Here is a 26,456-nt window from a genome sequence, read left to right as displayed (position 1 = left end):
ATCATTTCGTTAGGAATTCTAAGCAGGCCTGGCGGGTGTTCGCCTGCAAGGATCGTTCGGTTGGAGTCGGGGGATCCGCTGTGAAGTGGGGCCCTTGCGGCTCCGCCCCGCATGCCCCCCCGGCCGGCACCCCCGCCGCTGGCCGGGGCAGGCCCGGCCAGCCCACCCCCGGCTGGTCGGGGTTCTTTCATATAGAGGCGTGTCCCCGGGATTGCCTGGCGGCTGTTCTCCCGGTTCTTCACCGTCTGCGGCCCCTTCAATGTGGCCGCGAACGGGGCGTGGGTGACACCGACCCGCCCCTCACGCAGCCGCGCCCGTTCCGCCGGAGACGGCAACTGCGGCTCGCCCTCCAACAGCGCTGCGTTGCGGGGCCCGGTACCCAACGGCACTGGTTGTTGGGGCCGTCCGGGTGTGGGTGCGCGCGTGGGCGGGGCAGGGTCGCAGGCGGGACCCGGCCGGCCTGTCGGCAGGGATGCGGGAGAGGGCGGTAGCCCTGGTCCTGCTCCTGACCTCGCCGGACAGGTAACGGTCGGCGTCTCCACCGGCCGTGAGGGCTGAACCCTTCCTCCCTGCACCGCTGCGGCGGCTACGGCGGCGGTACAACCTGCCTGGAGGAGCCCGTGAGCGCTCAACCCGCCGACCACGTAACCGTCCCGCCGCCCGCCGCCCGCCGCCCGCCGCCCGCCGCCCGCCGCCCGCCGCCCGCCGCCCGCCGCCCGCCGCCCGCCGCCCGCCGCCCGCCGCCCGCCGCCCGCCGCCCGCCGCCCGCGCCCGCGCCCGCGCCCGGGGCCCCGGCCGAACTCCGTGCCCTGCTGCGCGCCGACCGCCGTGCGGACACGTGGGTGCCTGCGTTCGAGCGGGACTGGACCAAGGCCCTGGAGGACGCCCGCCACGCGTTCAGCCTCACCCCGCTGCACGAGGTGGTGCGCACCTGGCAGTTGCGCGTGGGCGCGGCCCCGGCCGTCGACGCCTTCATGGACTCCGGCCAGGACGAATCCGACTTCGTGGACCTGGACGACGTCCTCGGCGGGCGCCCGTGACCGAAGAACAGCCGTGGGCGGTGCGCCTGTCCCCGCAGGCCGCGAAGACCCTCGCCGAGCTCCCCGAGCCGGCCCGGGAGACGGTCCGCGACGTCCTCGACATCGCGGTGCGCTCCCTGTGGGGCTGGCCCCAGTGGAACGCCGGCGATCCCGAGGGCCAGGACGTCCGGGCCGCGTCCGTCGGGCAGCTGTCCGTCGTCTACGTGGCCAACCGGCTCACCCGGCGGCTGTCCGTCCTGGGCATCGTCTGGCTCGGCGCCTGATCGTGCGGCGGGCTGCTGCCGTCGGGTCCGTTGCCGGGGGGCGGCGGTCTGAGCGCCGGCGCCGGGGGCTTTGTCGGACGGCCCCGCGGTTCCCCGGCCGGGGAGGAGGCCGGGGTACGGGGTGTCCGGGTGCCGTACGGATCCGGGCGGGCCTGCCCCTATGACGCCGGGGGAAGAGGCGTCACGGGGGCGGGGCCGCTCCGGAAGCCCAACCCCCACGGTGTGCTTCCGACACCAACGCGTCTGACCCGGCGCCTCCTCCCCAAACGCCCTTTTTCTCAGCAGTTCTGAGAGGGCGTCACGTCCAGCTGCTCTCGGGCTCGCGCGCGGGGCCGCTTCATTGCTGGTCAGCATGCGGAAGCGAGCTCCGCTCCGGATGCCGTGCCAGCCGGGTTGCCGCACGCTGGGATGTATGGCGGACCAGACGGAGATCGTGATCCATTCCGTGTCGCCGCGGGGCGGGCGCAAGGTCACCGTGCACGCCCTCGGCGTGGACACGGACCTCGGCCGGGCGTTCACGCCCGGGGACGTGTCAGAGTTCCTGCGCCGGGCCGGCCTGGAGGATGTGGACCTGTCCGAGGACGGGCCGATCCGGTGGGAGGGCGGCGGCTCCGAGGTGTGGACCGGCGACATCTGACCCGCCGGGCACCAGACACCGGGCACGTGATGCTCCTGGGCGGGGCGGGTTTCCCTGCTGGCGGGCGCTGCCAGGCCGAGCCCGTGTATCAGGTGTGCAGGCGACTGTTGGAGCCTTCCCCGTCCTGGGCGCTGTCGTTGTTGAACCAGTAGTCCCCGGCCGCCAGGTAGCGGGAGGAGCGGCTGTTCCCGGGGGATGGCTGGGCGGTGACGGCCCGCTTCCCGTCCTCGGCCGGGGTGCCGACGGGAAGGACGAAGGCGACCGCGGTGCGGTCCTTGCGCAGGGTGCGCTCCAGCATGTGAATCCTGCTCCTGACGGTGCGGGGACGGGCGAGTGCGCTCATCCTCGGCACCCCGGCCTCAAGACGCATCCGCACCGGCCACCGCTCACCCTGCCGCCACGATATGTAGCCGAAATGGTGCGGGATGTGACTCTTCGTGTCAGCGTGGCGGAGGAAGTACCCCCCACGCAACGCATCGAGGAGTCGCCGTCATGGGCGGTATGCAGGACAAGCGCCAGGAACCGGGCAAGGGCCGAGAGGAACAGCAGCGCCCCCAGCGCCCGCAGCGTCCCGGTCAGGACCCGGTCCACCCCGAGCCCGGCACCCCCTCCCGCGGAGGCCAGCGCCCGGAGGAGATGGAGCGGCGCCGCGAGGAGGACCACCTTCACGACGAGCGCGACGACTTCTGACACAAGGCAGCACCCCACGCACGCAGAGCCCGGCCAGGCGCCCGTAGTCACCCCGGCCGGGCTCTGTTCATGCCGTGGGCCGGACCGCCCGGCCCCCCACCACGGAGGTCAGGTCAGACCTGGGCCGCGGCGTCGACGCCCGAGCGGCCCGGCGTGGCACGGCCCCGGGCAGGAGGACCCGGCGCCGCGCTCAGCCGGCCCGCGCCTCGGGGTGCTGAGAAAGGGCCACCATGCCATCGGCCACCGCGACGCAGTCCGGCGGCAGGCCGGACGACGGACCACCCCGGCTTCCTGCCACGGCGTTCACACGCCGGCGGTCAAGGGGCCGGAACCCGGGGAGAGCCGCGTCGTTGAAGGACTGGACGCACATTGCTCCGGAGGCTCCATCCGTTCCCCCGGGTCTGCCCGGGGCGGGCCCACGCCCTGACACCTGGCGCGTCCCGTCCCCTGCTGGGCGTACCCGCGGGGGACGGCTGCCGGCGCGCGTGGCGGCAGAAGCGTCAGGTGTCGGGATCAACCCGCGGGATCCGCTGCATGCCTGGGCTCCCGCTCCGGCTGCTCAGCCGGAGCGTAGGAGCTTGAACGCGGAGACGAGCCAGGACCGAGTTCGGAAGTCACCGGCCGCCGCGGCCATGACCATCTGCCCCGCCCGCCAGACGCCCAGGAGCAGGTCCGTGCAGCGGATCCCGCCTCCGGGGTGCCACTCCAACACCGGCCCCACCGCGTCGTCGTGCTCCCGCACCACGAGGCCGGGACCATACCGCCGCAGTCGTGCCGCTTGCACACGCACCCCTCACCCTGACCGAAATGGGCGACACCGTGACGTACCGGCCCGCCCGGCGACCGTGACGCGGCGGTGCCGCGCTGGCCCGGCCGGCCAGGCCAGCGTCAGGCGCAGGCCTCCGTCTGCAGGGCGAGACCTCTGCCTCGCCGCCGCCGTGACCCGTGCGAGGGTGACACCAGACTTTCCATCACGGAAATTCGAGATTTGCCATGATGGAAACACTCCCCTAGTCTTTCCATCATGGAAACCAACGGGGATGTCATCCGACCAACGCCTCAGCAGGCTCGCGACGCGCTGGCCGACACCGAGCAGATCCATACCTCTACCACCGCCCTGTCCGCTACCCCGTGGCCGCTGTGGTTCACCACCGCGCTCACGCTGTACATAGCTGCCGTCCCGCCGGTCTACGGCGGCCTGGCGACGGCTTCCGAGTGGCTGCTGCCCAAGGTCGCCTGGGCCACCGTCATGGCGGTGATGACCGCCGCCTACCTGGCGCTCTTCGCCGCCGCGGCCAACTCCTGGAAGAAGAAGACCGGCGTCGCACTGCGCCTGGACGTGCTGCCCAAACGTGCCACCGTACCGATGGCCGTCGGACTGCCCGCGCTCCTGGTGGGATCGGCGATCGCCTTTCGCGCCACCGGCGAGCCGGTGTTGCTGTTCGCCGCCTCCGCCGTGGGCGCCGCGGTATCGATCGCCTTCCACCTCACCTTCATCCGTCTGCACCGGAAGAACTCGTGAGCCCCGACCCCGCCGACCCCATGGATGGCTTCGACATCACCATCCACGCCCCCAATCGACTGCGCATCTGCGCCCTGCTTGACACCGCAGGCGAAGCCGAGTTCGCCACCGTCCAGCGAGAGCTCGATGTCTCCGCCTCGGTGCTGAGCAAGCACGTCACCGTGCTGATGGACGCCGACTACGTCGAGCAGCGCAAGGCCGTCCGCGACACTCGCCAACGCGTCTGGCTTCGTCTCACCCGACGGGGCCGCGACGCCTACCAGGCGCATCTGGCCGCCCTGCGCGCCATCGTCGGCTCGTAAGAGCGGGCCCCGGCCGGCTGGTCGCGGCACTCAATATCCGATGAGAGGGAAGCCCGGCGACCAAACTTCGGCGAGAGGCTTCAGCCTTCGGTGCACAGGACAACCCGGTGTGACTGATTCCCAATGACTGTTGTCAAGCGCCGAGGGCGCCTACTGGGTGGCTGATGTCATGCCGATGGCACGGCGGAACCTTGCCCGCAGAGAGGTCGGCACGGGGACGCCCGAGACCCCGTCGGGAGAGCCGGCATCCTGTGATGCAGCGATCCGCTCTGCTCGGTAATCGTGAGAGTCTCCGCGGAATGCGACGGCATCCTCCCCAATCCCAACTGCCTCCAGCAGGGTGTCCAGGGCCTTGTCGGCTTGCTCGTGCGGCTGAGTGAGCCAGACATAGGGCCTTGACCCCGGGTTTTGGACACCGGAGACACTTGGATCTTGATGGTCCAGGAGAACGGAGTCCCCGTGGGGATGAAGCACTACCCCGCCGAGTTCAAGGCGGACGCGGTCGCGCTGTACCGGTCGAGGCCCGGGGCGACGATCAAGTCCGTCGCCGCCGATCTCGGGGTGAACACCGAGACACTGCGGAACTGGATTCGGGCTGCCGACGGGCGCCGCCCGGGCGCCCACTCCTCAGCGCCGGCCGCTGCCCGGGATGGCGGTGACGACGTTCAGGCGGAGCTCGCCGCAGCCCGAAAGAGGATCCGCGAGCTCGAGGAAGAGCGCGACATCCTCCGCAAGGCAGCCCGGTATTTCGCGACGGAGACGCGCTGGTGAACCGCTGCCAGTTCGTTGAAGATCACCAGCGCCGTCACGGCGTGAAGCGGCTCTGCGACATCCTCGGCCTCTCCCGCTCGAGTTTCTACTACTGGCGCCGCACCGCGGCCGCGCGGATCGCTCGGCAGACCGCCGAGGCCGGGCTCGCAGCCCGGATATGCAAGGCCCACCAAGACTCCGACGGCACCTACGGAGCCCCCAGAATCACCGCCGAACTCCGTGACGAAGGCGGCCCGGCGGTCAACCACAAGCGCGTCGCGAGGATCATGCGGAACCTCGGGCTCGAGGGGGTCCGTCTGCGCCGTCGGCAGCGCACCACGCTCGCGGATCAGGCCGCGGCGAAGGCGCCGGATCTGATCGGCCGTGACTTCACCGCATCCGAGGTGAATACGAAGTACGTCGGCGACATCACGTATCTGCCGGTCAGCGGTTCGAAGCCGCTCTATCTCGCGACCGTCATCGACCTCGCCTCACGCCGTCTGGCCGGGTGGGCGATCGCAGATCACATGCGAACCGAGCTCGTCACCGATGCCCTGGCGGCCGCCGAACGGACCCGCGGGAGCCTGGCCGGAGCGGTGATGCACACCGACCACGGATCGCAATACACGAGCAGGGCCTTCGCTGAAATCTGCAGGTCAGCAGGGGTCAGGCAGAGCATGGGCGCGGTCGGCTCCAGCGCGGACAATGCCGCTGCGGAAAGCTTCAACGCCGCCTTCAAGAGGGAGACGCTCAAAGGCCGGAAGGCCTGGTCGAGCGAGCGCGAGGCCAGGCTCGACGCGTTCCGCTGGCTGACCCGATACAACACCCGACGCAGGCACTCCCGCCTCGGCCAGCGGTCCCCGATCGCCTACGAAAACGACCTCCGACCAACAGCAACTACCCTGGCCCAAGCCGCATAGACGTGTTCAACATCCGGGGTCAAGGCCCGCTCTGGGAGAGCGTCCACCAGCCGCAGGACCGTGTTCCGGCTGACCTTCGCCCCGAAGACGTCGGCCAGCCGGGCACCGGCGCGGCCAGCCAGGGCGAGGCCGACCTCGGCCAGCGCCGACCGCATTCGCTCAGTCCGTTGGCTGTATCGGCGCGTTAGGCCCGCGACCTGTTCAACGAACGTCCGCCGCTCGCAGGAGACGTCCTCGCAGGTGAAGCGCCGGACACCAAGCTGCAGCATCACCCGCCGTCCTGCCACGGGGAGGTCAGCAGGAAACCGCAGGTAGGAGCTGTGCACCCGCCCCGACCAACTTCCGCAGCCCGGGCACCGAGCCCGGGCCGTCCGACATCTGACACCGACTCGGATCACCTCGCCGTCGTCCTGCACCGACACCACCGTGATCTCCGGAGCTGCCAGGAAGAGCAGCTCTTCCAGCCGGAGCAGTACCTCGCACACAGCCCAGAAGCCTCAGCCCGGACGAGGTCGGCACTGGCATTTTCCAGACGATCTCGTGGGACGAATCAGCAAGATCGACGGTCACAGGGAGTAGGCACACCACAGAAGTTGGACCAGAACCCGTTCCCGTGAACAAAGCCATTGGTAGTGATCATGCCCGGTATAACGACGGGGCCCGCTGTCCGGGGCTGCCCTGCTCGGTGTCACGCAAGTGGGTGGGACACAGGTCAGGGCCGGGTTAGGGTCGCTGCAGCCCGTGCCGATATGGCGTGCGCGGGTCAGGCCCGGTGCCCACTCGTTTGGGGGCAGTACCGCCGGGCCGACCCATCCGCATTGGCGAGGGGTCCGTCAGCAGCGCAATGCGCTGTCAGCGCGTCCCGCCTCGCTGTCGGCCGGCCAGCTGCTGGACGGCATCGGCTCGGTGTGGCCGCCTGCTCGCCGGTCCCGCCGTTTGCTTCCCGGAGGCGCCGGGGGGACGAGACGTCTAGAACGAGACGTCGATGTAGTCGATGTCGGTGAACTCGACTTCGAGGGTCTCGGCGCGGGTGCCGCCGTCCTTGAAGTAGATGTCCTGGAGGCCTTCCGCGACGATCGCGCGCAGTTCAGGATCCTGGGCGCCCTGCTGCTGGGCGTCGAAGAGGCGTTGCGCGTAGGCGGGCGGGAGGTGGACGGTCAGCCGGCGCATCCGGCCGTCGTCGGTGGTGCCGATCGGGGCTGTGTACCCGAACCGTGCGCGGGTCTCGACGGTGATGCCGGTGCGGGAGGCGGCTTCCTTCCGTCGGCGGTCGCGGACCTTGGGCTGCCAGCGGGCCCGTACGGCGGTGTCGATGCGGTCGGTGATCGCCTTGGGCGGGGTTTTGCGTTCGCCGGTGCGGTAGCGCTCGATGGAGCGCTGGCTGACGCCGAGCTCGGCGGCCACGGCTTTCGTGGTCTTGAGCTTGCCCATCAGGAAGTTGATGCGGGCCTTCAGCGTTTTGGGCGGCTCCCGGGTGAAGACCTCCCGGTCCGCGCGCTCCAGAGCGTCGTCGATGTCCCCCACGGCTTCTATTCTCCTTCGTCCGTGACGGCGTCGCCGCCCTTGATGTGGCGGGCCGGGTTGAGGCCCTTCTCCATGAGGTCGACGGCCCAGGCCATCTCCTGGACGCCTTCGACCTTCGCGAGGCCGGGCGTGGTCCCGAGGCGGAAGGCTCCGGGGAGCGGCTTGCCGGAGGTGGTGTAGGGGAGGAAGTCGAGCGGGGAAGGTCCGGGGCTGGCGTAGACGACGCAGTCGGACAGGACCCCGAGCGGGTACTGCCCGATGGCCTTCGCGGTGTTGGCCATCTTGCGGTGCATGTTGACCCGGGCCTTGGAGATGACCGCGGCCCGGATGTCGGGGCGCCAGGTCGGGCGTTCCAGCGCCGGCCACCGCTCACCGTCCCGGTAGTGCCGTCCCTGGGGGCGTTCGCGGAGCTTGCCGATGCCGCCCTTGACCGTCGCCTTGATCGCGGCCAGCACGGCCGCCATCCCGGGGTCGACCTGCTTGTGGTGCTCCATCGCGGCGAGGAACTGCCGGTCGTCCAGGTCTGCGGTCACGCCGAGGTCGGCGAGTGTGTCGGCGTAGGCGGTCTTGAGACGGTCGTGCCACGGATCCAGATAAGCACCCGTCTCCCGGCGAAGGAACGCCTCGATGGGGGTGACGTCGTGGCCGAGCTCCTGGGCGTAGGCGAGGGTGTGGGTCTGGTACCAGGCCGGCCCTTCGGGCCGCCGGCCGGACGGGGTGAAGGGCGAGGGCAGTCGCGGGTCCAGCTCGATGTGCGAGAGGTCGACCAGCCAGCTGCCGGGGATCTTCTTGTTGAACTTCGGCGCGTGGAAGTGGTTGGGTGCGGACAGGCCGACGACCAGGCGCGCGGCCGCGGCGAGGAAGGCGGTGTTCAGGTCCAGGCCGACCGCGTACGGCAGCAGGCACTCCTCGTCCGTGAGTAGGTCCACCTCGCGCACCCACTGGTAGGCCTCCTCGTCCAGGAAGCCACCGGTCCAGCCCTGCGCGGCGGGGTGCTCCTGCGGGGCTTCTGGCGGGGCGGGGTCCATCGGCTCGGTGCCGAGCGAGCCCGGGTTGTAGGCGGACTCCCACTCACCCGCGGCCTCGTTCTTCACTGCGCGGGTCGGCGGCCGCAGCGCGGTCATCAACTCCAGCCCGGAGACGGCCGTCGAGCCGCGCGGGGTGATCACCCGGGCCGCGTACGTACCCAGCACGCGGGCGACCTCGGCCGGCTCCATCTCCGCCACCCCCGGCCAGGACCGCGCATCCAGCGCGTCCCACGACAGGACCGCGAGCTGCACGCACTGCCGCTGCCCGGCCTTCGCTGGCCGGTAGACACGCGCCCACGGGCCGAATCCCCGCTTGGTGAGCTTCCACTTCGCCTTCGCGAGCTGCTTGACGACCGGGTGGTCCTCGGACAGGCGCAGGGAGCGGCGCTGCTCGTGGCCCTCCAGCCGCTCGGGCAGCCCCAGCCGTACGGCGGCTGCCGCGGTCAGCACGACCAGCGGATCGGAGTCCTTGCCATTGCGGTTCAACCGCGGCGTGCCGAGCCCGGACTCCTTCAGCGTCCACTCCACCAACTGCGGAACGGTGGTGGCCGGGCAGTCCAGCACGATCCCGTTTGTGCCGTACGCGCTCCCGTCACTGTCCAGGACTACGAGCGGGCCGTGCGGGAACCGCGGGTCGACAGCCGACGGCGGGGCGGCCTTCCTCGCCGGGCGGCGGGACGTCACCGACGGCCCGGCCGCCTCCACGGGCGCCTTCACAACCGGATCCGGCGCAGCGGCGAAGGCGCGCTCGGCGGGTTGCTCCACGGGGCCGGTGAATGCCTCCGGAACCGGAGCGGGGGCGGGCACGGGCGTCGAGGCGGCCGGTGCGGGGTATCGCTCGGCCCAGGCGTCCAGCAGCCGCAGATAGGCCTGAAGCCGCGGCGGCCTCGGCTCGGAGCGGCCGTTCTCCCAGTTCTTCACCGTCTGCGGCGTCGACTTCAACGCGGCCGCGAGCCGGGCCTGCGTGACACCGGCCGCCTCACGCAACCGCGCCCGCTCCGCCGGAGACGGCAACCGCGGCTCGCCCTCCAGCAGTGCGTCCACCGCATCGAACAGTTCTTCCTGGCTCGGCATGGCCCACCTCCACCCCGAACCCTATCAAAATTAACTCTACCTGAGCGTTGAATTTAACCCTATCGAGTGGATCGTGGTTTCGGGATGTGCCGCGGGGCCCAGTACCCAACTGCACTGGTTGTTGGCCTCGTCCGGGTGTGGGCGTGGCTTTGTTCATGAGAACGGGGTACTTCCTGGAGCTGATGGACCACGGCATCGAGATCGAGCGCCGGGTCCCCGACGGCCTGCTGGAGATCGGCAAGAAGCTCGGCATCCCGCCGCTGGTGACGAACGACTCGCACTACACGTACGCCAGCGAGGCCGGCGCCCACGACGCCCTGCTCTGCATCCAGACCGGCAAGAACCTCTCGGACCCGGACCGCTTCCGCCTCGGACTTCTGGCAGGAGTGCCAACACGAAGCTGGTCGCGGACCATATCGACACCGAGGGCATGTTCAAGTTCCGGAACCTGATGCCGAAGTTCGACATCCCGAAGGGCTACACCGAGATCATCACCTGGTTCCCCGAGGGACTGCGGATCATGGACAACGCCGTCAAGATGGTGAAGGCCAACAAGGGGATCGGGGACACTGTCCCAGGACGGGCTCGGAGGCGGCGAAGCGCTTCAGGTCCCAGGTGAAGGGGCCGACGTAGGCCTCGTCGAAGTCGTTGACGTTGAAGATCAGCCGTCCATGTAGGTGCCGAAGTTCTCGGCGTGCAGATCGCCGTGGATCCACACGCGGCCCGTCCGCTCGTCCAGGTACGGGCCGCCGTGCCGGTCCCGCTCCAGGTCGGAGTAGAAGAGGCAGGCCGTGCCCCGGTAGAAGGCGAAGGCGGAGGCCGCCATCTTGCGGAATTTGACCCGGAGGGCAGCGGGGTCGGCGGCGAGCAGCTCACCGAATGCGGTGTCGAACACGTCGAGGATCTGCTCGGCGCGTATTGAGCTCATGACCTCTGTCATGCAGCCCGAGGTGCCCATGCTGAGGAAGGCGGATCGAACCACGGGTCACAAGCCCTTGGTGCTGATGGAACGTTGTCTACACCCTGACCAGGGCGAATTCTTCACTGCGCCGTGGTCGGCGGGCTCTCCTACGGCGCACGCCCTGATCACAAGGCCAACCACCCGGTTGAGTACATGGGGGACAACCTCACCGTGGTAGAGGACGGCAAAGTCCGCGAGCTACCTGAACGGGTGCCGCGCTGTTCGTTGCCGTGGAGGGCGGGTTCTCCCTGCGACATGAGCCGGTAGAGGCTCCTCTGGAGGGGACGCGGGCACGTGTCCTTGGCGCTCTGTACCGCCCGCCCGTATCCGTCGGTGCCCGAGAACTGTCAGCGGGTGCAGATACTCTGAACGGGCCCATTCGGGGAGCGTGTGCAGCTTCTGGAGGGCCGGGTTTTGACGGACCGTCGCCCCGGCCATCCAGTTGATGTGCGGCGGTCCTGATTGGGGGGCTCACATGCCCGGTAGCGACAAGCCGATGTCCGACGGTTGGGAGGACGAAGGCGCGCCGCGTGTCCGGGGTGAGAGTCGCAGCACTGCTCGCGATGTACTGCTCGCCGGCGTAGCCCAGGCCCTGCTGGCTGGTCTTGCGGACGAGGCCGCGCACTGGATCGTTCAGTTCGCGGTGTGGCTGTACGAGATGTTGGTCAGCCGCCTGTAAAACGCGACGCGCCCCCTGGTGCGGGAACACCAAGAGGCGCGAGGTGCGGGTTCCACCCGCGGCGGTCTCTGTCCCTGGTTCGCAGGCCGGGCAGAGGCCGCCGTTCTTGTGACACCAGTCTGCCGTCCGCCACTGACAATGCTCGGGGTGAGCAGGTACAGAGCGAACTTGCCTCCTGCGATGCCATGCCCACTGTAGCTCGGGTGCCGCTGCGCGAGACGTTTGCGCAGCCGGACAGCCCGTGAAACGCTCGGCGGGCGATGCCCAGCACTACCCACCCACAGACTGCGCCCAGTCGGAGCTGGTCGAGGTACGCGTAGTGGCGCTGCCGCGGCGGCCCGCTTCCCGGTCATGGTGCCGTGCCGGTAGGCGCGGCGCTGGTCCGACAGCCACCTGCCGAGCGGGAACGCCCCTGCCGGCTCGACGTGCTCTTACGGGACGTCCAGATCGCCCTCCCGCTTGCGGTAGCGGTACGCGGCTTCGGCGCCGCCGCGTCAGTGCGATCTCTCGGTTGCCTCCCCGCGCACGCGGGGGTGGGGCCAGACCTCGGGTGGGGGAGTCTGGGGTCAGAGGAGTCCGATCAGGTCGGCAAGCCAGTGTCCCCAGGGGTTGGTGGTGCCGGTGGCGAGGGGCACGATGACGGCGGTCAGCAAGATGAGAGGGCCGCCCACGGTGGCCAGGAGGGTCGGCCATGCCCGCTTGGGGGAGTCCTGCTGGTCGGGGTCGGGGATCGTCACGTTGGCTGCCGCCGACCAGATGAGGAAGGAGACCAGCAGTGCTCCCAGGGCGGTGAGGGTCTTGGCGAGCCCCGACACGCCGTTCTGGAAGACGGCGGCGGTGCCGAGACCGATCGCGGTCAGTCCGGTCAGTGTCAGGCCTGCCGTGACCACGTCCGCAGGCCTGGCCGGGCTCGCTTTCACGATGCGGTGGTGCGAGTTGGCGAAGTTCCCGATCTCGTCGGTAGTGGCGTGCATCCCGCGCAGGACCCGTTCCAGGCGGAGCCAGTCGACGGGGAAGATGCCCAGGGTGAACCACCGTTCCATCCGTACCAGGTCCGCCCGCGGGGAGCTGCCGGGCGCTGGCCAGGGCTTGTCCCGGCTCAGGTGGGCAAGCCGTTCGATCGACCACAGGACGTCCCCGCCGGCTCGGGCGCGCAGAGCTTTCAGCTGGGCGGTGAACTCCTCCTGGGTATCGGCGTGACCGAGCCCAGGTCTCGATACCGGACGCGCGGGCGTCAAGGGCTTGAAGGTACTGGCCGAGAGATCCGGCATCGACGGCCTGGAGGAGTCCTTGTCTGCTTCCACGTTGGCGACCTGCGTTGACACGACGGGAACAGCGTCTTCGACCCGGTCGTGGGACCCGGCGGGCGCCTCTTCGAGGAGGATCTGATTCTGGCGACGCAGGACCTCGACCTCCCGCTGCACAAGGAGGACCTGGTCGTGCTGCGCGGTGAGCTCGGCCTCCAGGCCGCGCGTGTAGGACTGCGCGTCCCGCAACTGCTTGTCCTGCCGCTCCACACGCCCTTCCAGGACGGCCCGTCCGGACTCCGCGTGACGGGCCTGCTCCAGCGCCTGCTCCAGCTCGACGGCCAACTGCTCCGCACGTTGCTTGAGCGCGGTCAGCTCCGCCTCGCCGGCCTGCTTCTCTTCCCGTATCCGGACGAGTTCCTCTTTGAGGTGGGCCAGCTGGACCGCCGGCGACCGACTCGCCTCGTGGGCCCGCCCACACAGGCGCGTCAACTCCTCCCGCACGCCGGCGGCCAGGGGCAGGCCACGTTCCGCGAGGAATGTGTCCAGCGCCGCGATGAAGTGGTGGGGGGCGACCCGCTCGCCGCTCAGGTACCGCGAGAGGGTGGCAGGGGCGACATGCGCGCCGACCGCGATCTCCTTCTGCGTCCCGCCCCGAGCGGTGAAGCCGTGTACCGCAGCACGTAACGCAGCCGCGTACGCTGCCGCCGCCGACCCCGCGTTCTTCGGTTCGTCCATCCCCGTGCCCCCCATCGACCGTGCCGCGCGTGCGCTCTGGCGCCGGCCCGGATTCGACGATTGTCACGCACCGGTACGCGGCGTGAAAGCCCGTTCCGGCCAGCGGTGCTGACCTGCCGTTACCAGTTGTCCGGGAAGCGCTGTTCCCACTGCCGCACCGATCCGCCCGGATCGACGCTCGATCTGTGGCCGCATCCGGCACCACATACGAGCAGAAACGAGGCATGACGGTGACTATGCTCCAGAACCTGCTGACAGGCTTCCTGACAGCATTGACCAGTGGCCTTGCCGCCACCCTGCCCACCTCACTCCAGAGCCCCGCCATACTCCTCGGCCTGGCCACCCTCACGGTCCCCGCACTGCGCGCCGTGTTGCGATACCGGCTCCAGGCCAAGGCCGTCGACAAGGCCGCCACACACGATCTCCCCGCCCTCTTCAACGCCTTCGGCGCCGCTGAAGCCGACCCGGCCGACGACCAGCCGCCGCCACCCGTCACCGAACCGTGACGACACGAGGCGACGATGACAGCCATCTGGTGGGGCCGACGGACTGCCCGTCCCATCCACAGACACGCGCGCCTTGCTGTCACGCCGCTCGGTTGGACTGCCATGCTCCCCAGGGCATGGCAGTCCGGCCCGTGGACCTGGTCAGGCGACACCGCTTGCCCCTGTGTCCGGTCCAGAGTCAGCGGGGTCGTCACCGACTGGTGGGTTGCCGTGTCCAGGAGAGCCTTCTACCCACCGCTCGACGGGACCTGCTCACCCAGTGGGCGGGTCTCGGGGTGGTGCGGGCGCGTTCCGAGCGGCCCGGCCGCCCCCTCCGCACCGCCATCCCCGAGTAGGTCGGCCGGTGACGCTGCAGCCCCGCCCGTCACCTCGGCCGGGAACGCACCGCTTCCCTCAGCGGCCGCCAACCGCCCCAGGTGCAGGGGAGTTCCGCCGAATTTTCCGATCTTGCCCCGGCACCCCACCCCATACCCGACACTGTGAGTGATGGGCAGTCAGCGCAGCGCACGCATGGGGGTGGGGATGCCCAATCGGTACGTGGAGCACGTCGTGTTTGGCCGCCTGGACATGACCCAGCCCGACCTCGGTATTGCGGGCGGTCGCCTGCTCCTGGACCGCATGTTGGCCGACGATCGCTTACCCGTGGAGGCTCGCGGGCTGATCTGCGCCGAGGACTGCATGGCCCTGGGGTTCATCGAGCCCATGTACGTCTATCGGCGTCAGGGGCGGGTCATCGCCTCCCACCAGCGCGGCGAGGCCGAGCAACGCCATCAGCCCGAGATCACTCCTGAACATCACGCCTGGGTGGACCGCGCCGTTCGCGTCGCCGAGGCCGAAGGCCACCGCGCTACTGAGGAGAAATTCACCCAGGACCGGAAGGTCCGCAGTGACGCCCTGATTTACGGCGCCGACGGCATCCGCCTGGGCGTCGAATCCCAGGTTTCCCCCGAGACCCCCCGCAAGCTCAAGACCCGCGACAACGCCGCCCGCCGCAACGGCGTGGCCGATGCCTGGCAAACCCCGCTTCATTCCCTGGTCGAACTCGGCGTCGTCCCCATGCTCCGCACCGACGCCTTGCCCGCCGAGATCATCAAACAGCCCAATCGGCCCATCCCGTTCCGCAGCGGCGTGCGCCACGTCGACATGGTCCGTTGCGACGAACGGTCTCCCGTTCCGTGCCCGCGTCGGAAGGCCGGTGGACGCTGTGGACGTCGGCATCCCCGCAGCAGGCCCAAGGAACATGGGTTCGACCAGTTCATCAGGGACGCCGCCGCTGGCCTGCTCGTACGGACCACCATCCGGGAACGCCGCGGCCTTGCCTTCGAGTTCTGGACCCCCCTTGGCGACCACCTGGCCCACCTGGCAGCCGCCGCCGAGAACGACGACGACATCACCGACCTGGCCACCCCTGAGCAGGCCGCTGACGAGGCCCTGGGCCGCCGCCTATGCCTTCCCATGGGCGAGGGCGACCCCACATGTCGAACCCGGTACCCCGGCGCCGACGCCGTTCTCCGCCGCGGTCTGCCCGAGGCATACGGCCGCCCACGCCCGACCGCCTCCGTGCCTGCGGTCCCACGGGGACGCTGTGGCGCCGGCGGAGGTATCGGGGCCTGTGGCGCCCCGGCGCGGCTGTACCCCGGCGGGTGGCTCTGTGATCAGCACAACCCGACTAGCTACCACCGGCAGGCTCATTGACGCCCAACCGGACCGATACGTTATGGCGTTGCGCGATCACACAGAGCGAAGGAGCGGACCCTTATGCGACAACCAGAATCAGACGCCGCGTTCACCGACGACGACGTGGAGGAATGGCACTGCCTGGAGACCACGGCGGTGAACGGTACGCAAGCCATGTGTGCGGCCAAGCTGGCGCAAGGGGACCTGCTGCTCCGCAAGGCGCCGATCCGGACGGAGGGGACGGCCAAGACCGGCGCCATGGCACATGTCAGGGCGTTCGCCGAGCGCGTCAATGTCGTCTTCTCCACCGCGAACAACATGCGGAGTACGGCGGCTTTCATGACCGCCGAACGCCGGCAGAAGATCGCGGAGACTGGCGTCACGGTTTCGTTTTCAGCCCTCCTGACCGTCGCGCTTCAGCCCCGGGGAAACGACGACGGGGAAGCGCGTTTCCAGTCCCTGCTCGCCCTCATGGGAGAGGCGCGCGAGAAGAATCCCCGGAATCCCCGGGTCTCCGTCGGGGAATATCGGGATGCCATCGGGGCCCCTCTGGACTCCGGAACCGAAGGCGGCGTCCCGGTCGCCAGGGTGGTGCGCCAGGTCACCGCCCGGCCGGACATCGTGACCGCGCTGGTAGAGGACGACGACACAGCCCGGAAACTGGTCGCCGCCTACGCCATCACCCGCCCCGACGTCGCCCGAGCCGTCGCGAAGGCCGACCCCGAGATGGCTGGCGCCCTCCAGGCCGAGGCCGTACGTCGCGACGTTCCCGCGCCCTCTCTCCCCGCACCGCGTACCGCCGCTGAGACCGCGCCGGCCCCCGAGGTCGACCCGGACGACCAGGCGCTGGACGACTACGTGGACGGACTGCCCGATGTACAGCTGAGCAAGTGGCGGGCCGACCTGGCCGGCGACCTGTCCAAGCTGGCCGCCGTCATGCTCCGCTCCCCCCAGGACGTCGCTGCGAAGGCCGACCAGGAACTGGTCCACCGCGTTCTGGAGCTGTGCGACAAGGTCACCGCCTGGGGCGAGCAGATCCGGGCCGAACACCCGCTCATGAAGAACACCGTGGACATCAACAAGATCAGGAGGGACCGCGTTGCCGGCTCACATGGTTGACGGCCCCGACGGGGCAACGCTGTACGTACCGCCGAAATACCACGCTTGGACCGAGGACCAGAAACGCGGCCTGGTCCTCGCCGTGAACGAAGCCGTGGCGCTCTACCCGCACAGCGAACCCCAGCAGGTCGCGCATGTCAGGGACGTGGCCATGCAGAACCTGGAACCGTGGGCCGAGCAGTTCAACCACGGCAACGCCCTGGACCTGGTCCGCTCGGTCGCCAACGCACAGGACTACATGCGCGACTGGCCGACCACGCCCCCACCGGTCCCCACTGACCCGCCCCCAGGCGGCGGCTCGGGCGGCGGAATCGGCCTCGGCGGGCTCATCCCCCCGCAGACCGGTGGGAAGTACCCCTGGGCCACGGGCGGGGGCTCCACTGCCGGCGCCGGTGCCACCATCCACGACCCGACCGGCGGCACCGAGGCCGAGGGCCCCGATCTACTGAGGATCGCCGCCGCCCTGGAGCAACTGGCCGTCCGCGACCACGCCCAAGCTGAGCAGTACGGCGAGCAGAAAAAGGTCAGTGACCGCCAGTACCGGGCCGCGGTCAAGTCCGGACACGTCGCTTCGGCGACGGGCAAGCTCATGAAGGCACTGGCCCCCGTGGCCGAGGACCACCCCGACGCCCGCAGCTACCGGGACTTGATGCGCCTGGGCGGCATCACCTTCGGGGAGTACAACCTGTCCGTGGCTGCCGTGGACGACTGCCTACGCCGAGCGAACCAGTCCGCAAGTGCCTGACCTGCTCACCCACCCACTCGGCCCCGACGATGACCCCTTCGCGTGGGCGGCCGGGTGGGACACCCACGCACCCCGAGGGCTACGACAGAAAGGTGCCAGGAACGGCCGCGTGGCCGATATCCACGCCTACGACGGGACTGTGGTAGAGACCGAGAAACTCCCACTCCGGCGCGACACCGTCACCGGCCGCCAACAGGACTGGCCCACCGTCCTGTGGATCCTGTACGCCCTTGACCAACACCTGGCCGGGAAACTACGGATCCGCCCGGCTGGCGGCGGCCCGGTCCAGTTTCGATGGGACCGCCCCAGCCGCAACGTCCAGCTGTGCCACCACTACCTCCTGGATCTCGGCTGGTCCGCCGACGCGGGCGACCACGTGCTGCTCGAACCCGCCCGCTACCAGACACACACCAGAACCCTGGCGGTCGGCGTCGGCCGCCTGCTCACAGCTGACAACGTGGCCCGCTGGATCCGCCACGGCGAGCAGCTCACTCCACACCCGATGCCCTCCAACGGCCGCACCGCCCCTGCATGACGAAGGCCCCCGCGGTACGGGGCCTTCGAGCAGGGCTTGGACGGAGGCGCTCGGGGTGCCGCTGCGGCGGTGCCGGCTGCGGGTGACCGCGTCCGCGGCCGTGCACCTGGTCCGTGCCGGGCTCCTCGTCTACCTCGGCGGTGAGGTCGCCTTCCCCGACGTCCACCCGGACCAGGTCGACACGCTCGCCCGCCGCCGGGACCTGCCCGCCCTCCTCGACCGGCACGTCCCCCTCGGCCCCGACCAGGCCGCCCGCCGGCTCGGCGTCCGCAGGGTCGACTTCGACGCCGCGGTGCGGCTCGGGTTCCTCTCCCCGATCGGCACGGTGGACGTCGACTACAAGTCCCACGGCGGGTGGACCACGGTGCCGCTCTACTCCACCCGCGACATCGCCCTCCTAGACGTCATCCGCCCCTGGGTCGACTGGCGGGCGGTGCGCGAGACCCGCCCCGGCCGCCGCTCCCCGCTCGCCTGCCTCACCCCGGTCACCCCGGACACGGACCGCGTGCTGCTCGCGGAGGTGGCCCGGATGGCCAAGGTGGGGCGGGCGGCGGTGGTCAACTGGCGCCGCCGCCACCCCGACTTCCCCACCCCGACCGCCGGGACGGAGACGCACCCCGAGTTCGACCGGGCCGACGTCGTCGCGTGGCTGCTCGCCCACGACAAGATCACCCTTCCCGCCGGGGCGGGGCAGGCTTCGCTGCTGGTGCGCGGCGACATGGGCGCCACGGGCCGGTTCCGGCTGGATGCCCCGTGGCTGGGCCTCGCCGACACCATCGAGGGCACCGACCAGCTGTCGGGCTGGGTCGCCGACGACACCGACGCCGACGCCCTGGCCGCGGGCCCGGTCGGAGCCACGCTGACCCGGCTCACCGCACCCGGCGCGGGCCCCCTCGCGGTCCTCGGCGACGTCCGGATGACCGACCGGTTCCGCTCCGGGTCCGGGCCTTGCGCATCACGCTGGAATGGCCGGCCCACCTGCGCGGCACCACCTCGCCGATCGGCACTGGTGGTGTGGTCCGCCACGGCGTCCCGCAGACGAGGACAGGCGAGGACTGCGTGCGCGCGGCATGGCTGCGGGGGCCTGGACCCGGTGCTGTGGTGCGACGAGCACGGTGGCGAGGCGCCCCCGGTGCTGGAGTGGCACGCGGGCGGCGGCCTGCGCTGAGGGCAGCTCGCGCGCGGCAGGGCGGCAAGCGCGTAGGGGCTCGTCGGCTGCGGGTGGTCCCGGCGCACCCTCGGATGCGCCGGGCGCCGGTCAGGCCCGGATTTCACCGTCCGGGGTGCTGGCCGCGCGCTGGTACCAGGCTTCTGCCTCGGTCTCGCGGCCAGTGTCCCGCAGCAGCACTGCGAGGTTGTTCATGGCGTTGGTGTGTCCGGTGTTGGCGGCGCGCTGGAACCAGGGTTCCGCCTCGGTCTCGCGGCCAGTGTTTACCAGCAGCAGTGCGAGGTTGTTCATGGCTTCGGTGTGTCCAGCGTCGGCGGCGCGCCGGTACCAGGGTTCCGCTTCGGTCTCGCGGCCAGTGTTTACCAGCAGCAGTGCGAGGTTGTACATGGCGTCGGTGTTTCCGGCGTTGGCGGCGCGCTGGTACCAGGGTTGCGCCTCGGTCTCGCGGCCAGTGTTATGCAGCAGCGCTCCGAGGTTGTTCATGGCGTTGGTGTGTCCGGCTTCGGCGGCGCGCCGGTACCAGGGTTCCGCCTCCGTCTCGCGGCCAGTGTTTACCAGCAGCACCCCGAGGTTGTTCATGGCGTCGGTGTTTTCGGCGTTGGCGGCGCGCTGGTACCAGGGTTGCGCCTCGGTCTCGCGGCCAGTGTTATGCAGCAGCAGTGCGAGGTTGTTCATGGCGTTGGTGTGTCCGGCGTTGGCGGCGCGCTGGAACCAGGGTTGCGCCTCGGTCTCGCGGCCAGTGTTATGCAGCAGCGCTCCGAGGTCGTTCATGGCGTTGGTGTGTCCGGCGTTGGCGGCGCGTTCGTACCAGGGTTCCGCCTCGGTCTCGCGGCCAGTGTTCTGCAGCAGGAGTGCGAGGTTGTTCATGGCTTCGGTGTGTCCGGCGTTGGCGGCGCGTTCGTACCAGGGTTCCGCCTCGGTCTCGCGGCCAGTGTTCTGCAGCAGGAGTGCGAGGTTGTTCATGGCGTCGGTGTTTCCGGCGTCGGCGGCGCGCTGGTACCAGGGTTGCGCCTCGGTCTCGCGGCCAGTGTTTACCAGCAGCACCCCAAGGTTGTTCAAGGCGTCGGTGTTTCCGGCTTCGGCGGCGCGCTGGTACCAGGATTCCGCTTCGTCGATACGGTCGGCGTCTTCGAGCAGGAACGCGAGGCTGTACATGGCGTCAAAGTCTCCGGCTTCGGCGTCCCGTTGGAGGTGCTGCTCGTCGGTTTCCGACGCCTCGGCTGCCGGGCCGGGGGTGGGCCCAGGTGCGAGATGGGCGGAGCGCAGGCGTGCGGCCACGTCTTTGGCGGTGGGGGGACGGCCGGCAGGGTCTTTGGCAAGGAGGGAGGTGATGAGGTTGTCGATGCCGGGCGCGATGGCGGGCTGGTGGGTGCTGGGCGGTTCGGGAGCGGTAGACAGGTGCATGGCGATGACGGCGTACGCGGAGTCCGCGGTGAACGGGGGGCGCCCGGTGAGGAGCTCGTACAGGCTGGCACCCAGGGCGTACAGGTCGGCCGAGTGCGTCGGTGTCTGGCCTCTGAGCTGCTCGGGAGCCATGTAGAGAGGGCTGCCGAGCAGCGCTCCGGCCGTGGTCAGGCCGATCGTGCCGTCCTGGATCTGGACGATTCCGAAGTCGCAGATCTTGATGGTGCCGTCGTCGAGCAGCATGAGGTTGGCCGGCTTGATGTCGCGGTGCACGATGTTCCGCGCGTGGGCGGCGGCCAGCCCGTCGCACACCTGGGCGCCGTACTCCAGCACCTGCTCCGGGGGAAGCCCGCCGGGGTGGTCCTCGTGCAGGACCGTCGCGAGATCACGCCCTTCCAGGAACTCCAGGACGAGGAACGGGGAGACTTCCACCTGCCCATCGGCGCTCATCTCCTGGTGCTCGCCCAGGTCGTGGACGACGGCGATGTTGCGGTGGTTCAGCCGGGCGGCCGCCTCGCCTTCACGGCGGAAGCGTGCCAGGACCTGGGCGGCGAGCCGGTCGTCACGCAGATGTGAGGCGAGCACCATCTTGATCGCGACGGTGCGGCGCAGCCTCAGATCGGTCGCCGCCCACACCTCGCCCATACCGCCGTGCCCCAACCGGCTGTCGAGCCGGTAGCGGCCCGCCAACTCCATCCCCCTGTACATGCAGGTCACCGTATGCGACCCGCCCGCGATGGGACAATTCACCAGCAGCCTGTGATGTGGAGCGGAACCAGTTGCTTGGACATCGCGGCCGGGTGCGGCGGCACCGACGTGGAGTTCACCCCAGCCCCGTAGCCGGACGGGGGTCTGCCATGGGCGCGGACGGCAGACCCCAGGGCGTAAGGGCGACGCTGTCCCAGTTCGCCTGGTGCCCCGAGCACGGTGTCGCGGCCGGCCCGCTGCTGGAGTGGCACGCGGGCGGAGGCCTGCGCTGCGCGCAGCTCACGCGCGGCAGGGCGGGGAGCGCGTAGGGGCTCGTCGGCTGGGCGCGGCCCCGGGCGCACCCTCGGGTGTGCCTGGGGCCGGTGGTCAGGCCCGGATCTCGTTGATGGGATCAGGGACGTTCAGGTGGCGCCCCGGGTGGGGCAGGCCCATACCTCGGTATCGAGGCGGTGTGCTCCGTGGTGGCCGGTGAGGGTGCCGCGGGGGACTGCCCCGTCGTCAAGGGGGCGGTTGCAGATGACGCAGGCCCGGCCCGCTTGCTGGTCCCATGTCAGCCCCTTCACGGAGGGGAGCGGGGCGCGGGCGCACGAGGTCGCGGTCACGGCCGCGGCCGGGGGTGGCCGTCTCCGGGCTCGGGGGCGGTGACGGCTTCGGGCAAGGGTCCCCGCAGGTAGAGGACCGGTTTCAGGGAGACCCGCCGAGACACGTTCGGGGAGCGGTCACAGTGACCGCTCCCCGAACGGGGGCTCAGGTTCTCCGCGATGACCGGTCTGCTGGTCTACTGCCGGACGAAGGGCTCGCTACCCTCCGGGGCATAGGCCAGGTCCAGCTCTGCCTGATCTTGATCCGTGGAGTACAGGAAGAACAGGTCGCACGTCGGGCCACCGGCGGCGGCCGTCAACGTGACCTCCGTAGCCGGCCCGACGGAGTCCAGATGCCAGGGTCGCCAGGTACCGGTGAACTTCGTGTCGGCTGACCACGCCCCGTTGTGACACACGCTGGGAGGCAGGCTCACCTCTCCGAGCGCACCGTCCTTGAGGAACTGGATCGTGCCCAGGGTCGGCGACTTCCAGGACCCGACGACCTGCCGCGCCCTGTCCTCGTCCGTCTGCACGGTGCAGGACACCGCCAGCGGTAGGACGGCCACCAGTGAGCCGACCAGGAAACGGACGCCACTCCTCATCCGACATCTCCCTTCTGGAGCGGGTTACTCGAAGTCACTGGGTCGGGCATAGTTCCCACCTGTCATGTAGTTCTTTGCCTCCCTGGTGATCGCGTCCCTGAGCTGGGACTCCGAGGCCCCGGGGTTGGCTGCGGCGATCTTCTCGCCCATCTGGCGGCCGTACTCGTTGTTCACGAGGTCCGAGAGGTGATCAACATAGTTGTGGCCTTCCCGGTCGCCGTACGCCTCGTGGGCGTCCGCAGACATCGCTTTCGCCGACCGCCACGCAGCGCACGGCAACTTCCGCGCTGGGCCAGACTCACAGCCCACACCCTGACCGGGCTCGAATGCACAGGCCGAGACCATCCAGACAGGGAAGTCCTTCGCTGGGCCTTCAGCAGGCTCGGCAGCTGACGCTTGTGCTCCCCGAGTACGGCACCCGCTGACCTCCTCACCGTGCCCAGTCGACGCCGAGGTCGGCCAGAGCGGCCCGCTGCGCCTGGTCGAGTCGGTCGCGGCGCTGCTTCTGATTGGCGAGCCACACCCCAACGCGGCGAATGTCCCCATCGGGCATCTCCTGCACACCGGCCCGCCCCGGCATGGCGCCTTCTCGCGCAATGTACTGCTGGAGGGCCTGGAGGCCTTTATGGAATGCCTCGCCGTCCGTGCGCGGCCCGGTGGCCGCGGCCGTCTTCGCGGGTGCCCTGCGGGCGCGTGGGGCCTTGCTCACGCCGAGTTCGCCGAGCCGCTGCTGCTGCTCCTCGTTCAGCCGGTCCCAGTTCCGGCGCTGGGTGGCGAGCCACCGTCCGACGTCCTCACCGTGCCGGGTGACACCGGGGACGACGGCCGTCAGCCGCGCACCGGAGGCGAGGAGCTGGGTGAGGTAGGCGTAGTGGCGTTGCCAGTCGACCGTCCACCCCAGCGTCCCCGGGTTCCAGTCGGGGTCGATCGCGGCCAGCTGCGCGGCCCGCCGCTGCGCGCGTTCGGGGTCCTTGCCCAGCCCGCCGGGGCGGCGGATGTTCGTGAGGTACTGCCCGACCTGGACGTCGAGGATCGCTGCGCCCCGCGGAGCAGCCAGGGTCCCGTGGAGTTCGTAGTAGGCGCGTGCGGCGCCGAGGTTGGTCTCGAAGCCGGCGTCGGCGGTGTCCCAGACGATCCCCAGCTCCTCCAGCTCGGCCGCCCGCTCGCCGGTCATGGCCCCGGCCCGGTAGGTGCGTCGCTGATCCGACAGCCACCGCCCCAGCGGGAACGCCCCCGCCGTCTCCACGTGCTCGTACGGGACCTCCAGATCGCCCTCACGCTGCCGGTAGCGGTACGCGGCCTCCGCGCCCCGACGCCAGTCCTGACGCTCGGTGTTGATCACGGTGTAGCTGATCCACTTCGCGATCAGCGCCGGATCCCGCGGCGCCGCGAACCGGAGCAGCAGCCGCGACTCTTCCTCACCCTCCTCCGGCGCCCTCCCGACCGGCTGAGACGGGTCCACGATCCTTTTCTGGTTCTCCTGCGGAATAGCCAACATTTCCACAGCCTTTTCATCATGCGCCCGAAGTCCAGCCAAAACCCGAATGAGCGGCCGGTACGAATTCGACGAAAGCATGTCTTCAGGCTTTTCATCCTCGCGCAAAAAGACAGGCACGATCAGCGTGGCCATCTTCCCTTCACCTGGCTTTTGCCGCAAGGCCCGCCCGATGGCCTGGACGATGTCGACGGCCGACCCCTTGGGATCGATCAGGGCCACACTGTCCGTCGCCCGAATATCAACTCCTTCGCCCAGAACTCGGCAATTACTGAGCACCGCCCGCCCGGCCCTGCGCCCGAAATCCGCGAGCACAGACTGCCGGTGAGCACCCTCGTGCTCACCGCACAGCCACCCCGACCACACCCGCTCCGGATGCCGCCCCGGATCCACCGCATGCAACCGGCGGGCAACGCGGTCCAGCCCGGCCGCGAAGGCCTCCGCCTCCACCGTGCGGTGGTGGAACGTGATGGTGGTCTGCAACCCATGCGCGGCCATGGTCTCCAGGAGCGCGGTCTGCATCGCGGCGAGGCGCTCGCCGCGCAGCTGCTCCTCGTACCGCTCCTCACTATTCAGCCGTTGCGGAGTGACGACGGGGTCGGTGAGTTCCGCGACGACAATTTGATACTTCGCCAAAAGCCCCCGGGAAATAGCCGCAGCGAGCGACAACTCATAAACGACCGGCCCGAACACCCTCGGATCGTCCATCGAGCAGGCGAGTTCCTTCGGCAGCCGGTCCCAGCGTGGCCGGTTGACGTAGACCCGGCCCTCCGCCTCCGCCTCCTCACGCTCCTTGCGCTCCGTCTCCTCGGCGAGCCGGCGCGCCTCCTCCCGCTCCCGCTCCTGCGCCCGAGACCGCGGGGGCCGTTCCATCCAGATCCGCGGGGTCGCGGTCATGTACAGCCGGCGCATCGCCGGAATCACGTCCTGGCGGTGCACATCGGCCCACGCCTTCCCGGCCGACCCGGACGTCCGGTGCGCCTCGTCGACAATCACCAGGTCGAACACGTCCATCGGCAGCCCGTACAGGCCCTCGTGGGCCTCGGCGATGACCGGCAGGGAGGCGTAGGTGGCGTAGACCGTGACGGGGCCGCGCCCGTGCCACAGCCCCAGCTGCGGCGCCGACGTCATCGTCCGCACGTCGAGCTGCCACAGTTGCGGGTCGTCCTCAAGCGAGCAGACCGCGACAGCCGGCCCGCTGTGCCCGGCGAGCCGCCACTCCCGCACCGTCTGCGTCAGCAGATCCAGCGTCGGCAGCAGCACCAGGACCCGCCCGTGCCGCGCGAGCCGGAGCGCCGCCGCAGCGGCGATAAAAGTCTTCCCGGTCCCACACGCGGATACGACCGTCGCCCGCAGCCCCGCCTCCGGAATCCGCTTCCCCGGCGGAATATCCAGCCCCCGGACGATCGCCTCCACCGCCTCCTCCTGATGAGGACGCAGCACGATGTCACCAGACTTCTGCATTCGGCACTCCGCTGAACTCGAAGCGGCGGACAGACCCGCCAGGGAGGGGGTGGCGATGTTCTCGGGATCCTACACAGCTACACACACCATCTCTGATGTGATGCACACTGACAACTGTACCGGTACGGTGCTCTCCGTGAGGACGTATCGCTGGTGTGCGCTCCCGCCTGGTGCCTCTTCGTCGACGCGACCGGCCTGCCCCGCAGTGCCCGGTGCGTGGGATGGGCCCGTGTTCCTGATGGGGCGCGGGCCCTGAGCGGCGTGAGGTCTACCTGCAGGCCTCCATCTCATTTTTGTTCGTCGTCCGTGATGAGGTTTGTGGGTTCCTTGTACGCCGGTTGGCCGTCTCGGAGAGCGGGCGTCCGGGCGGTGGGTGAGGTTCGGCTGTAGCCGTGCAGGGTGCCGGCTACAGCTTGTGGAGGTGCAATGAGCAGGCGTCTGGTGATGAGCGTGTGTGCTGTGCTGCTGGCGGCTGGGGGAACGCTGGCCAGTGCGGGTGTGGCGAGCGCCGACATTGTGGATGTGTCTTTCGGTAACGGGGGGAGCGTGTCTGCGAACTTCGCGGGCATCCTTGACGTCTTCGCAGGGGACTGCAACGGCTCTAACGATGCCGCCTGCGGCAACATCGACATCAGCCTTTTTTAGTGCGGCCCGGTGGTGGGAGCCGTCTCTCACGTTCCGGCGAGACGGCTCCCACCAGGTAGCTCACTCAAGACCCCGCTGGGCATCAGCCCCAGGCCGGGCGAGGGCCCCCAGAGACATGCACTCGACAGCCAACCTCGAGCACCTCGACTGCTGCCAGCCAGGCCCGCGGGAGCGGGCCTAGTCCTGGAGGCGGAGCCGGAAGGACTTGAAGGGGTGGGAGCGTCAGCGGACAGCCCTTCGATGTTCGCGCTTGCGCGGACATCTGGTGGCGCGTCAGCGCCACCGGCCCGGCGCTTGCGCCGGGCCTTTCCCTGGACGTCCGCTTGCGGACGTCGATTCCCGCGCTCGCGCGGGAATCTGGCGAAGCGTCAGCGAAGCCTGCCCGGAGCGCAGCGGAGGGCGTCGCTCTTCGGCGGCTTGCCGCCGAAGGTC

26 protein-coding genes and 2 pseudogenes are annotated in these 26,456 nt (G+C 69.9%); 17 read left to right on the top strand and 11 right to left on the bottom strand.

Translation table 11 applies throughout. The features are described 5' to 3' along the window. The first annotated feature begins 620 nt into the window (after nucleotides 1-620). The 3 genes from OG373_RS00140 to OG373_RS00130 all read left to right on the top strand — a co-directional run bounded on the left by OG373_RS00140 (nucleotide 621) and on the right by OG373_RS00130 (nucleotide 1,940). Nucleotides 621-1,040 (top strand): DUF6247 family protein, encoded by a 420-nt coding sequence (locus OG373_RS00140; RefSeq protein WP_405435061.1) that lies wholly within the window; start codon nucleotides 621-623, stop codon nucleotides 1,038-1,040. Further along, nucleotides 1,037-1,303 carry a hypothetical protein gene (locus OG373_RS00135; protein ID WP_405435060.1) on the top strand — a complete coding sequence of 89 codons (267 nt, stop codon included), beginning with the start codon at nucleotides 1,037-1,039 and terminating at the stop codon, nucleotides 1,301-1,303. The genes OG373_RS00140 and OG373_RS00135 overlap by 4 nt, the downstream gene beginning before the upstream one ends. A 412-nt stretch (nucleotides 1,304-1,715) precedes the next feature. Next, the gene (locus OG373_RS00130; RefSeq protein ID WP_405435059.1) at nucleotides 1,716-1,940 is read left to right on the top strand and encodes a hypothetical protein; all 225 of its coding nucleotides are present in this window, start codon (nucleotides 1,716-1,718) and stop codon (nucleotides 1,938-1,940) included. Nucleotides 1,941-2,028: 88 nt separating this feature from the next. Here OG373_RS00130 and OG373_RS00125 read toward each other — a convergent pair whose 3' ends face one another. After that, nucleotides 2,029-2,283 (bottom strand): hypothetical protein, encoded by a 255-nt coding sequence (locus tag OG373_RS00125; RefSeq protein ID WP_405435058.1) that lies wholly within the window; start codon nucleotides 2,281-2,283, stop codon nucleotides 2,029-2,031. Nucleotides 2,284-2,432: 149 nt separating this feature from the next. Here OG373_RS00125 and OG373_RS00120 point away from each other — a divergent pair, with 149 nt between their 5' ends. Then, entirely contained in the window at nucleotides 2,433-2,630 is a 198-nt protein-coding gene (locus tag OG373_RS00120; protein ID WP_405435057.1) for a hypothetical protein, read from the top strand. A gap of 559 nt (nucleotides 2,631-3,189) precedes the next feature. Here the strand turns inward: OG373_RS00120 and OG373_RS00115 are convergent. After that, on the bottom strand, nucleotides 3,190-3,375 hold the full coding sequence (locus tag OG373_RS00115) for a hypothetical protein (protein ID WP_405435056.1): 186 nt from the start codon (nucleotides 3,373-3,375) through the stop codon (nucleotides 3,190-3,192). A 279-nt stretch (nucleotides 3,376-3,654) separates the two neighbouring features. Here OG373_RS00115 and OG373_RS00110 point away from each other — a divergent pair, with 279 nt between their 5' ends. From OG373_RS00110 to OG373_RS00100, 3 genes are all read left to right on the top strand, one after another. Further along, complete coding sequence (locus tag OG373_RS00110) at nucleotides 3,655-4,152, top strand: hypothetical protein (RefSeq protein WP_405435055.1); 498 nt, start codon at nucleotides 3,655-3,657, stop codon at nucleotides 4,150-4,152. Then, entirely contained in the window at nucleotides 4,149-4,454 is a 306-nt protein-coding gene (locus tag OG373_RS00105; protein ID WP_397738058.1) for a transcriptional regulator, read from the top strand. Before OG373_RS00110 ends, OG373_RS00105 begins: the two co-directional genes overlap by 4 nt. Before the next feature lie 459 nt (nucleotides 4,455-4,913). After that, a protein-coding gene (locus OG373_RS00100) for an IS3 family transposase (RefSeq protein WP_405435054.1) occupies nucleotides 4,914-6,124 on the top strand; the annotation gives its coding sequence in 2 pieces (ribosomal slippage) (nucleotides 4,914-5,205 and nucleotides 5,205-6,124; 1,212 coding nt in all). On the opposite strand, the gene OG373_RS00095 is transcribed toward OG373_RS00100, so the two are convergent. The 3 genes from OG373_RS00095 to tap all read right to left on the bottom strand — a co-directional run bounded on the left by OG373_RS00095 (nucleotide 6,073) and on the right by tap (nucleotide 9,750). Then, complete coding sequence (locus OG373_RS00095; RefSeq protein WP_405443887.1) at nucleotides 6,073-6,522, bottom strand: transposase family protein; 450 nt, start codon at nucleotides 6,520-6,522, stop codon at nucleotides 6,073-6,075. The two genes, OG373_RS00100 and OG373_RS00095, sit on opposite strands and share 52 nt — an antisense overlap. A 571-nt stretch (nucleotides 6,523-7,093) precedes the next feature. After that, nucleotides 7,094-7,648: a telomere-protecting terminal protein Tpg gene (gene tpg, locus OG373_RS00090; RefSeq protein ID WP_405435053.1), complete on the bottom strand. Its 555-nt coding sequence runs from the start codon at nucleotides 7,646-7,648 to the stop codon at nucleotides 7,094-7,096. A gap of 5 nt (nucleotides 7,649-7,653) precedes the next feature. After that, nucleotides 7,654-9,750 carry a telomere-associated protein Tap gene (gene tap, locus OG373_RS00085; protein ID WP_405435052.1) on the bottom strand — a complete coding sequence of 699 codons (2,097 nt, stop codon included), beginning with the start codon at nucleotides 9,748-9,750 and terminating at the stop codon, nucleotides 7,654-7,656. Between the two features lie 161 nt (nucleotides 9,751-9,911). Between tap and OG373_RS00080 the strand changes: the two are divergent. Then, nucleotides 9,912-10,258: pseudogene (locus OG373_RS00080) on the top strand (hypothetical protein); the annotation flags it as partial. A 64-nt stretch (nucleotides 10,259-10,322) separates the two neighbouring features. Here OG373_RS00080 and OG373_RS00075 read toward each other — a convergent pair. After that, nucleotides 10,323-10,690: pseudogene (locus OG373_RS00075) on the bottom strand (DUF2252 family protein); the annotation flags it as partial. Between the two features lie 496 nt (nucleotides 10,691-11,186). Here OG373_RS00075 and OG373_RS00070 point away from each other — a divergent pair. After that, nucleotides 11,187-11,390 (top strand): hypothetical protein, encoded by a 204-nt coding sequence (locus tag OG373_RS00070; RefSeq protein WP_405435051.1) that lies wholly within the window; start codon nucleotides 11,187-11,189, stop codon nucleotides 11,388-11,390. A gap of 566 nt (nucleotides 11,391-11,956) precedes the next feature. On the opposite strand, the gene OG373_RS00065 is transcribed toward OG373_RS00070, so the two are convergent. Continuing rightward, nucleotides 11,957-13,375 carry a hypothetical protein gene (locus OG373_RS00065; RefSeq protein ID WP_405435050.1) on the bottom strand — a complete coding sequence of 473 codons (1,419 nt, stop codon included), beginning with the start codon at nucleotides 13,373-13,375 and terminating at the stop codon, nucleotides 11,957-11,959. Between the two features lie 224 nt (nucleotides 13,376-13,599). Between OG373_RS00065 and OG373_RS00060 the strand changes: the two genes are divergently transcribed. The 6 genes from OG373_RS00060 to OG373_RS00035 all read left to right on the top strand — a co-directional run bounded on the left by OG373_RS00060 (nucleotide 13,600) and on the right by OG373_RS00035 (nucleotide 19,125). Continuing rightward, nucleotides 13,600-13,881, top strand: a complete 282-nt coding sequence (locus tag OG373_RS00060; RefSeq protein ID WP_405435049.1) for a hypothetical protein — start codon at nucleotides 13,600-13,602, stop codon at nucleotides 13,879-13,881. A 486-nt stretch (nucleotides 13,882-14,367) separates the two neighbouring features. Continuing rightward, nucleotides 14,368-15,576: a hypothetical protein gene (locus OG373_RS00055; RefSeq protein ID WP_405435048.1), complete on the top strand. Its 1,209-nt coding sequence runs from the start codon at nucleotides 14,368-14,370 to the stop codon at nucleotides 15,574-15,576. A gap of 63 nt (nucleotides 15,577-15,639) precedes the next feature. After that, entirely contained in the window at nucleotides 15,640-16,677 is a 1,038-nt protein-coding gene (locus tag OG373_RS00050) for a hypothetical protein (RefSeq protein WP_393785752.1), read from the top strand. 82 nt (nucleotides 16,678-16,759) lie between these two features. Continuing rightward, nucleotides 16,760-17,422, top strand: coding sequence for a hypothetical protein (locus OG373_RS00045; RefSeq protein WP_405435047.1), 663 nt, complete (start codon nucleotides 16,760-16,762; stop codon nucleotides 17,420-17,422). A 109-nt stretch (nucleotides 17,423-17,531) separates the two neighbouring features. Beyond that, nucleotides 17,532-17,957, top strand: a complete 426-nt coding sequence (locus tag OG373_RS00040) for a hypothetical protein (RefSeq protein ID WP_393785750.1) — start codon at nucleotides 17,532-17,534, stop codon at nucleotides 17,955-17,957. Between the two features lie 82 nt (nucleotides 17,958-18,039). Then, nucleotides 18,040-19,125, top strand: coding sequence for a hypothetical protein (locus OG373_RS00035; RefSeq protein WP_405435046.1), 1,086 nt, complete (start codon nucleotides 18,040-18,042; stop codon nucleotides 19,123-19,125). A gap of 90 nt (nucleotides 19,126-19,215) precedes the next feature. Here OG373_RS00035 and OG373_RS00030 read toward each other — a convergent pair whose 3' ends face one another. Then, nucleotides 19,216-21,237 carry a serine/threonine-protein kinase gene (locus OG373_RS00030; RefSeq protein ID WP_405435045.1) on the bottom strand — a complete coding sequence of 674 codons (2,022 nt, stop codon included), beginning with the start codon at nucleotides 21,235-21,237 and terminating at the stop codon, nucleotides 19,216-19,218. A 149-nt stretch (nucleotides 21,238-21,386) separates the two neighbouring features. Between OG373_RS00030 and OG373_RS00025 the strand changes: the two genes are divergently transcribed. After that, nucleotides 21,387-21,545 carry a hypothetical protein gene (locus OG373_RS00025; protein WP_365481977.1) on the top strand — a complete coding sequence of 53 codons (159 nt, stop codon included), beginning with the start codon at nucleotides 21,387-21,389 and terminating at the stop codon, nucleotides 21,543-21,545. 470 nt (nucleotides 21,546-22,015) lie between these two features. Here the strand turns inward: OG373_RS00025 and OG373_RS00020 are convergent, their stop codons facing one another. From OG373_RS00020 to OG373_RS00010, 3 genes are all read right to left on the bottom strand, one after another. After that, a complete protein-coding gene (locus OG373_RS00020; RefSeq protein WP_405435044.1) occupies nucleotides 22,016-22,420 on the bottom strand; it encodes a hypothetical protein in 405 nt (134 codons plus the stop codon). 24 nt (nucleotides 22,421-22,444) lie between these two features. Beyond that, complete coding sequence (locus OG373_RS00015; protein ID WP_405435043.1) at nucleotides 22,445-22,666, bottom strand: hypothetical protein; 222 nt, start codon at nucleotides 22,664-22,666, stop codon at nucleotides 22,445-22,447. Between the two features lie 184 nt (nucleotides 22,667-22,850). Beyond that, entirely contained in the window at nucleotides 22,851-25,379 is a 2,529-nt protein-coding gene (locus tag OG373_RS00010; protein ID WP_405435042.1) for a Helicase associated domain protein, read from the bottom strand. Nucleotides 25,380-25,805: 426 nt separating this feature from the next. On the opposite strand from OG373_RS00010, the gene OG373_RS00005 reads away from it, so the two are divergent. Continuing rightward, nucleotides 25,806-26,024 (top strand): hypothetical protein, encoded by a 219-nt coding sequence (locus tag OG373_RS00005; RefSeq protein WP_405435041.1) that lies wholly within the window; start codon nucleotides 25,806-25,808, stop codon nucleotides 26,022-26,024. Nucleotides 26,025-26,456 lie beyond the last annotated feature (432 nt).

The organism is Streptomyces avidinii (genome assembly GCF_045161815.1).
GTDB classification, from domain to species: Bacteria; Actinomycetota; Actinomycetes; order Streptomycetales; family Streptomycetaceae; genus Streptomyces; species Streptomyces avidinii.
The sequence above is the reverse complement of the archived record's forward strand: the minus strand, read 5'-3'. Positions and strand labels throughout refer to the sequence as shown.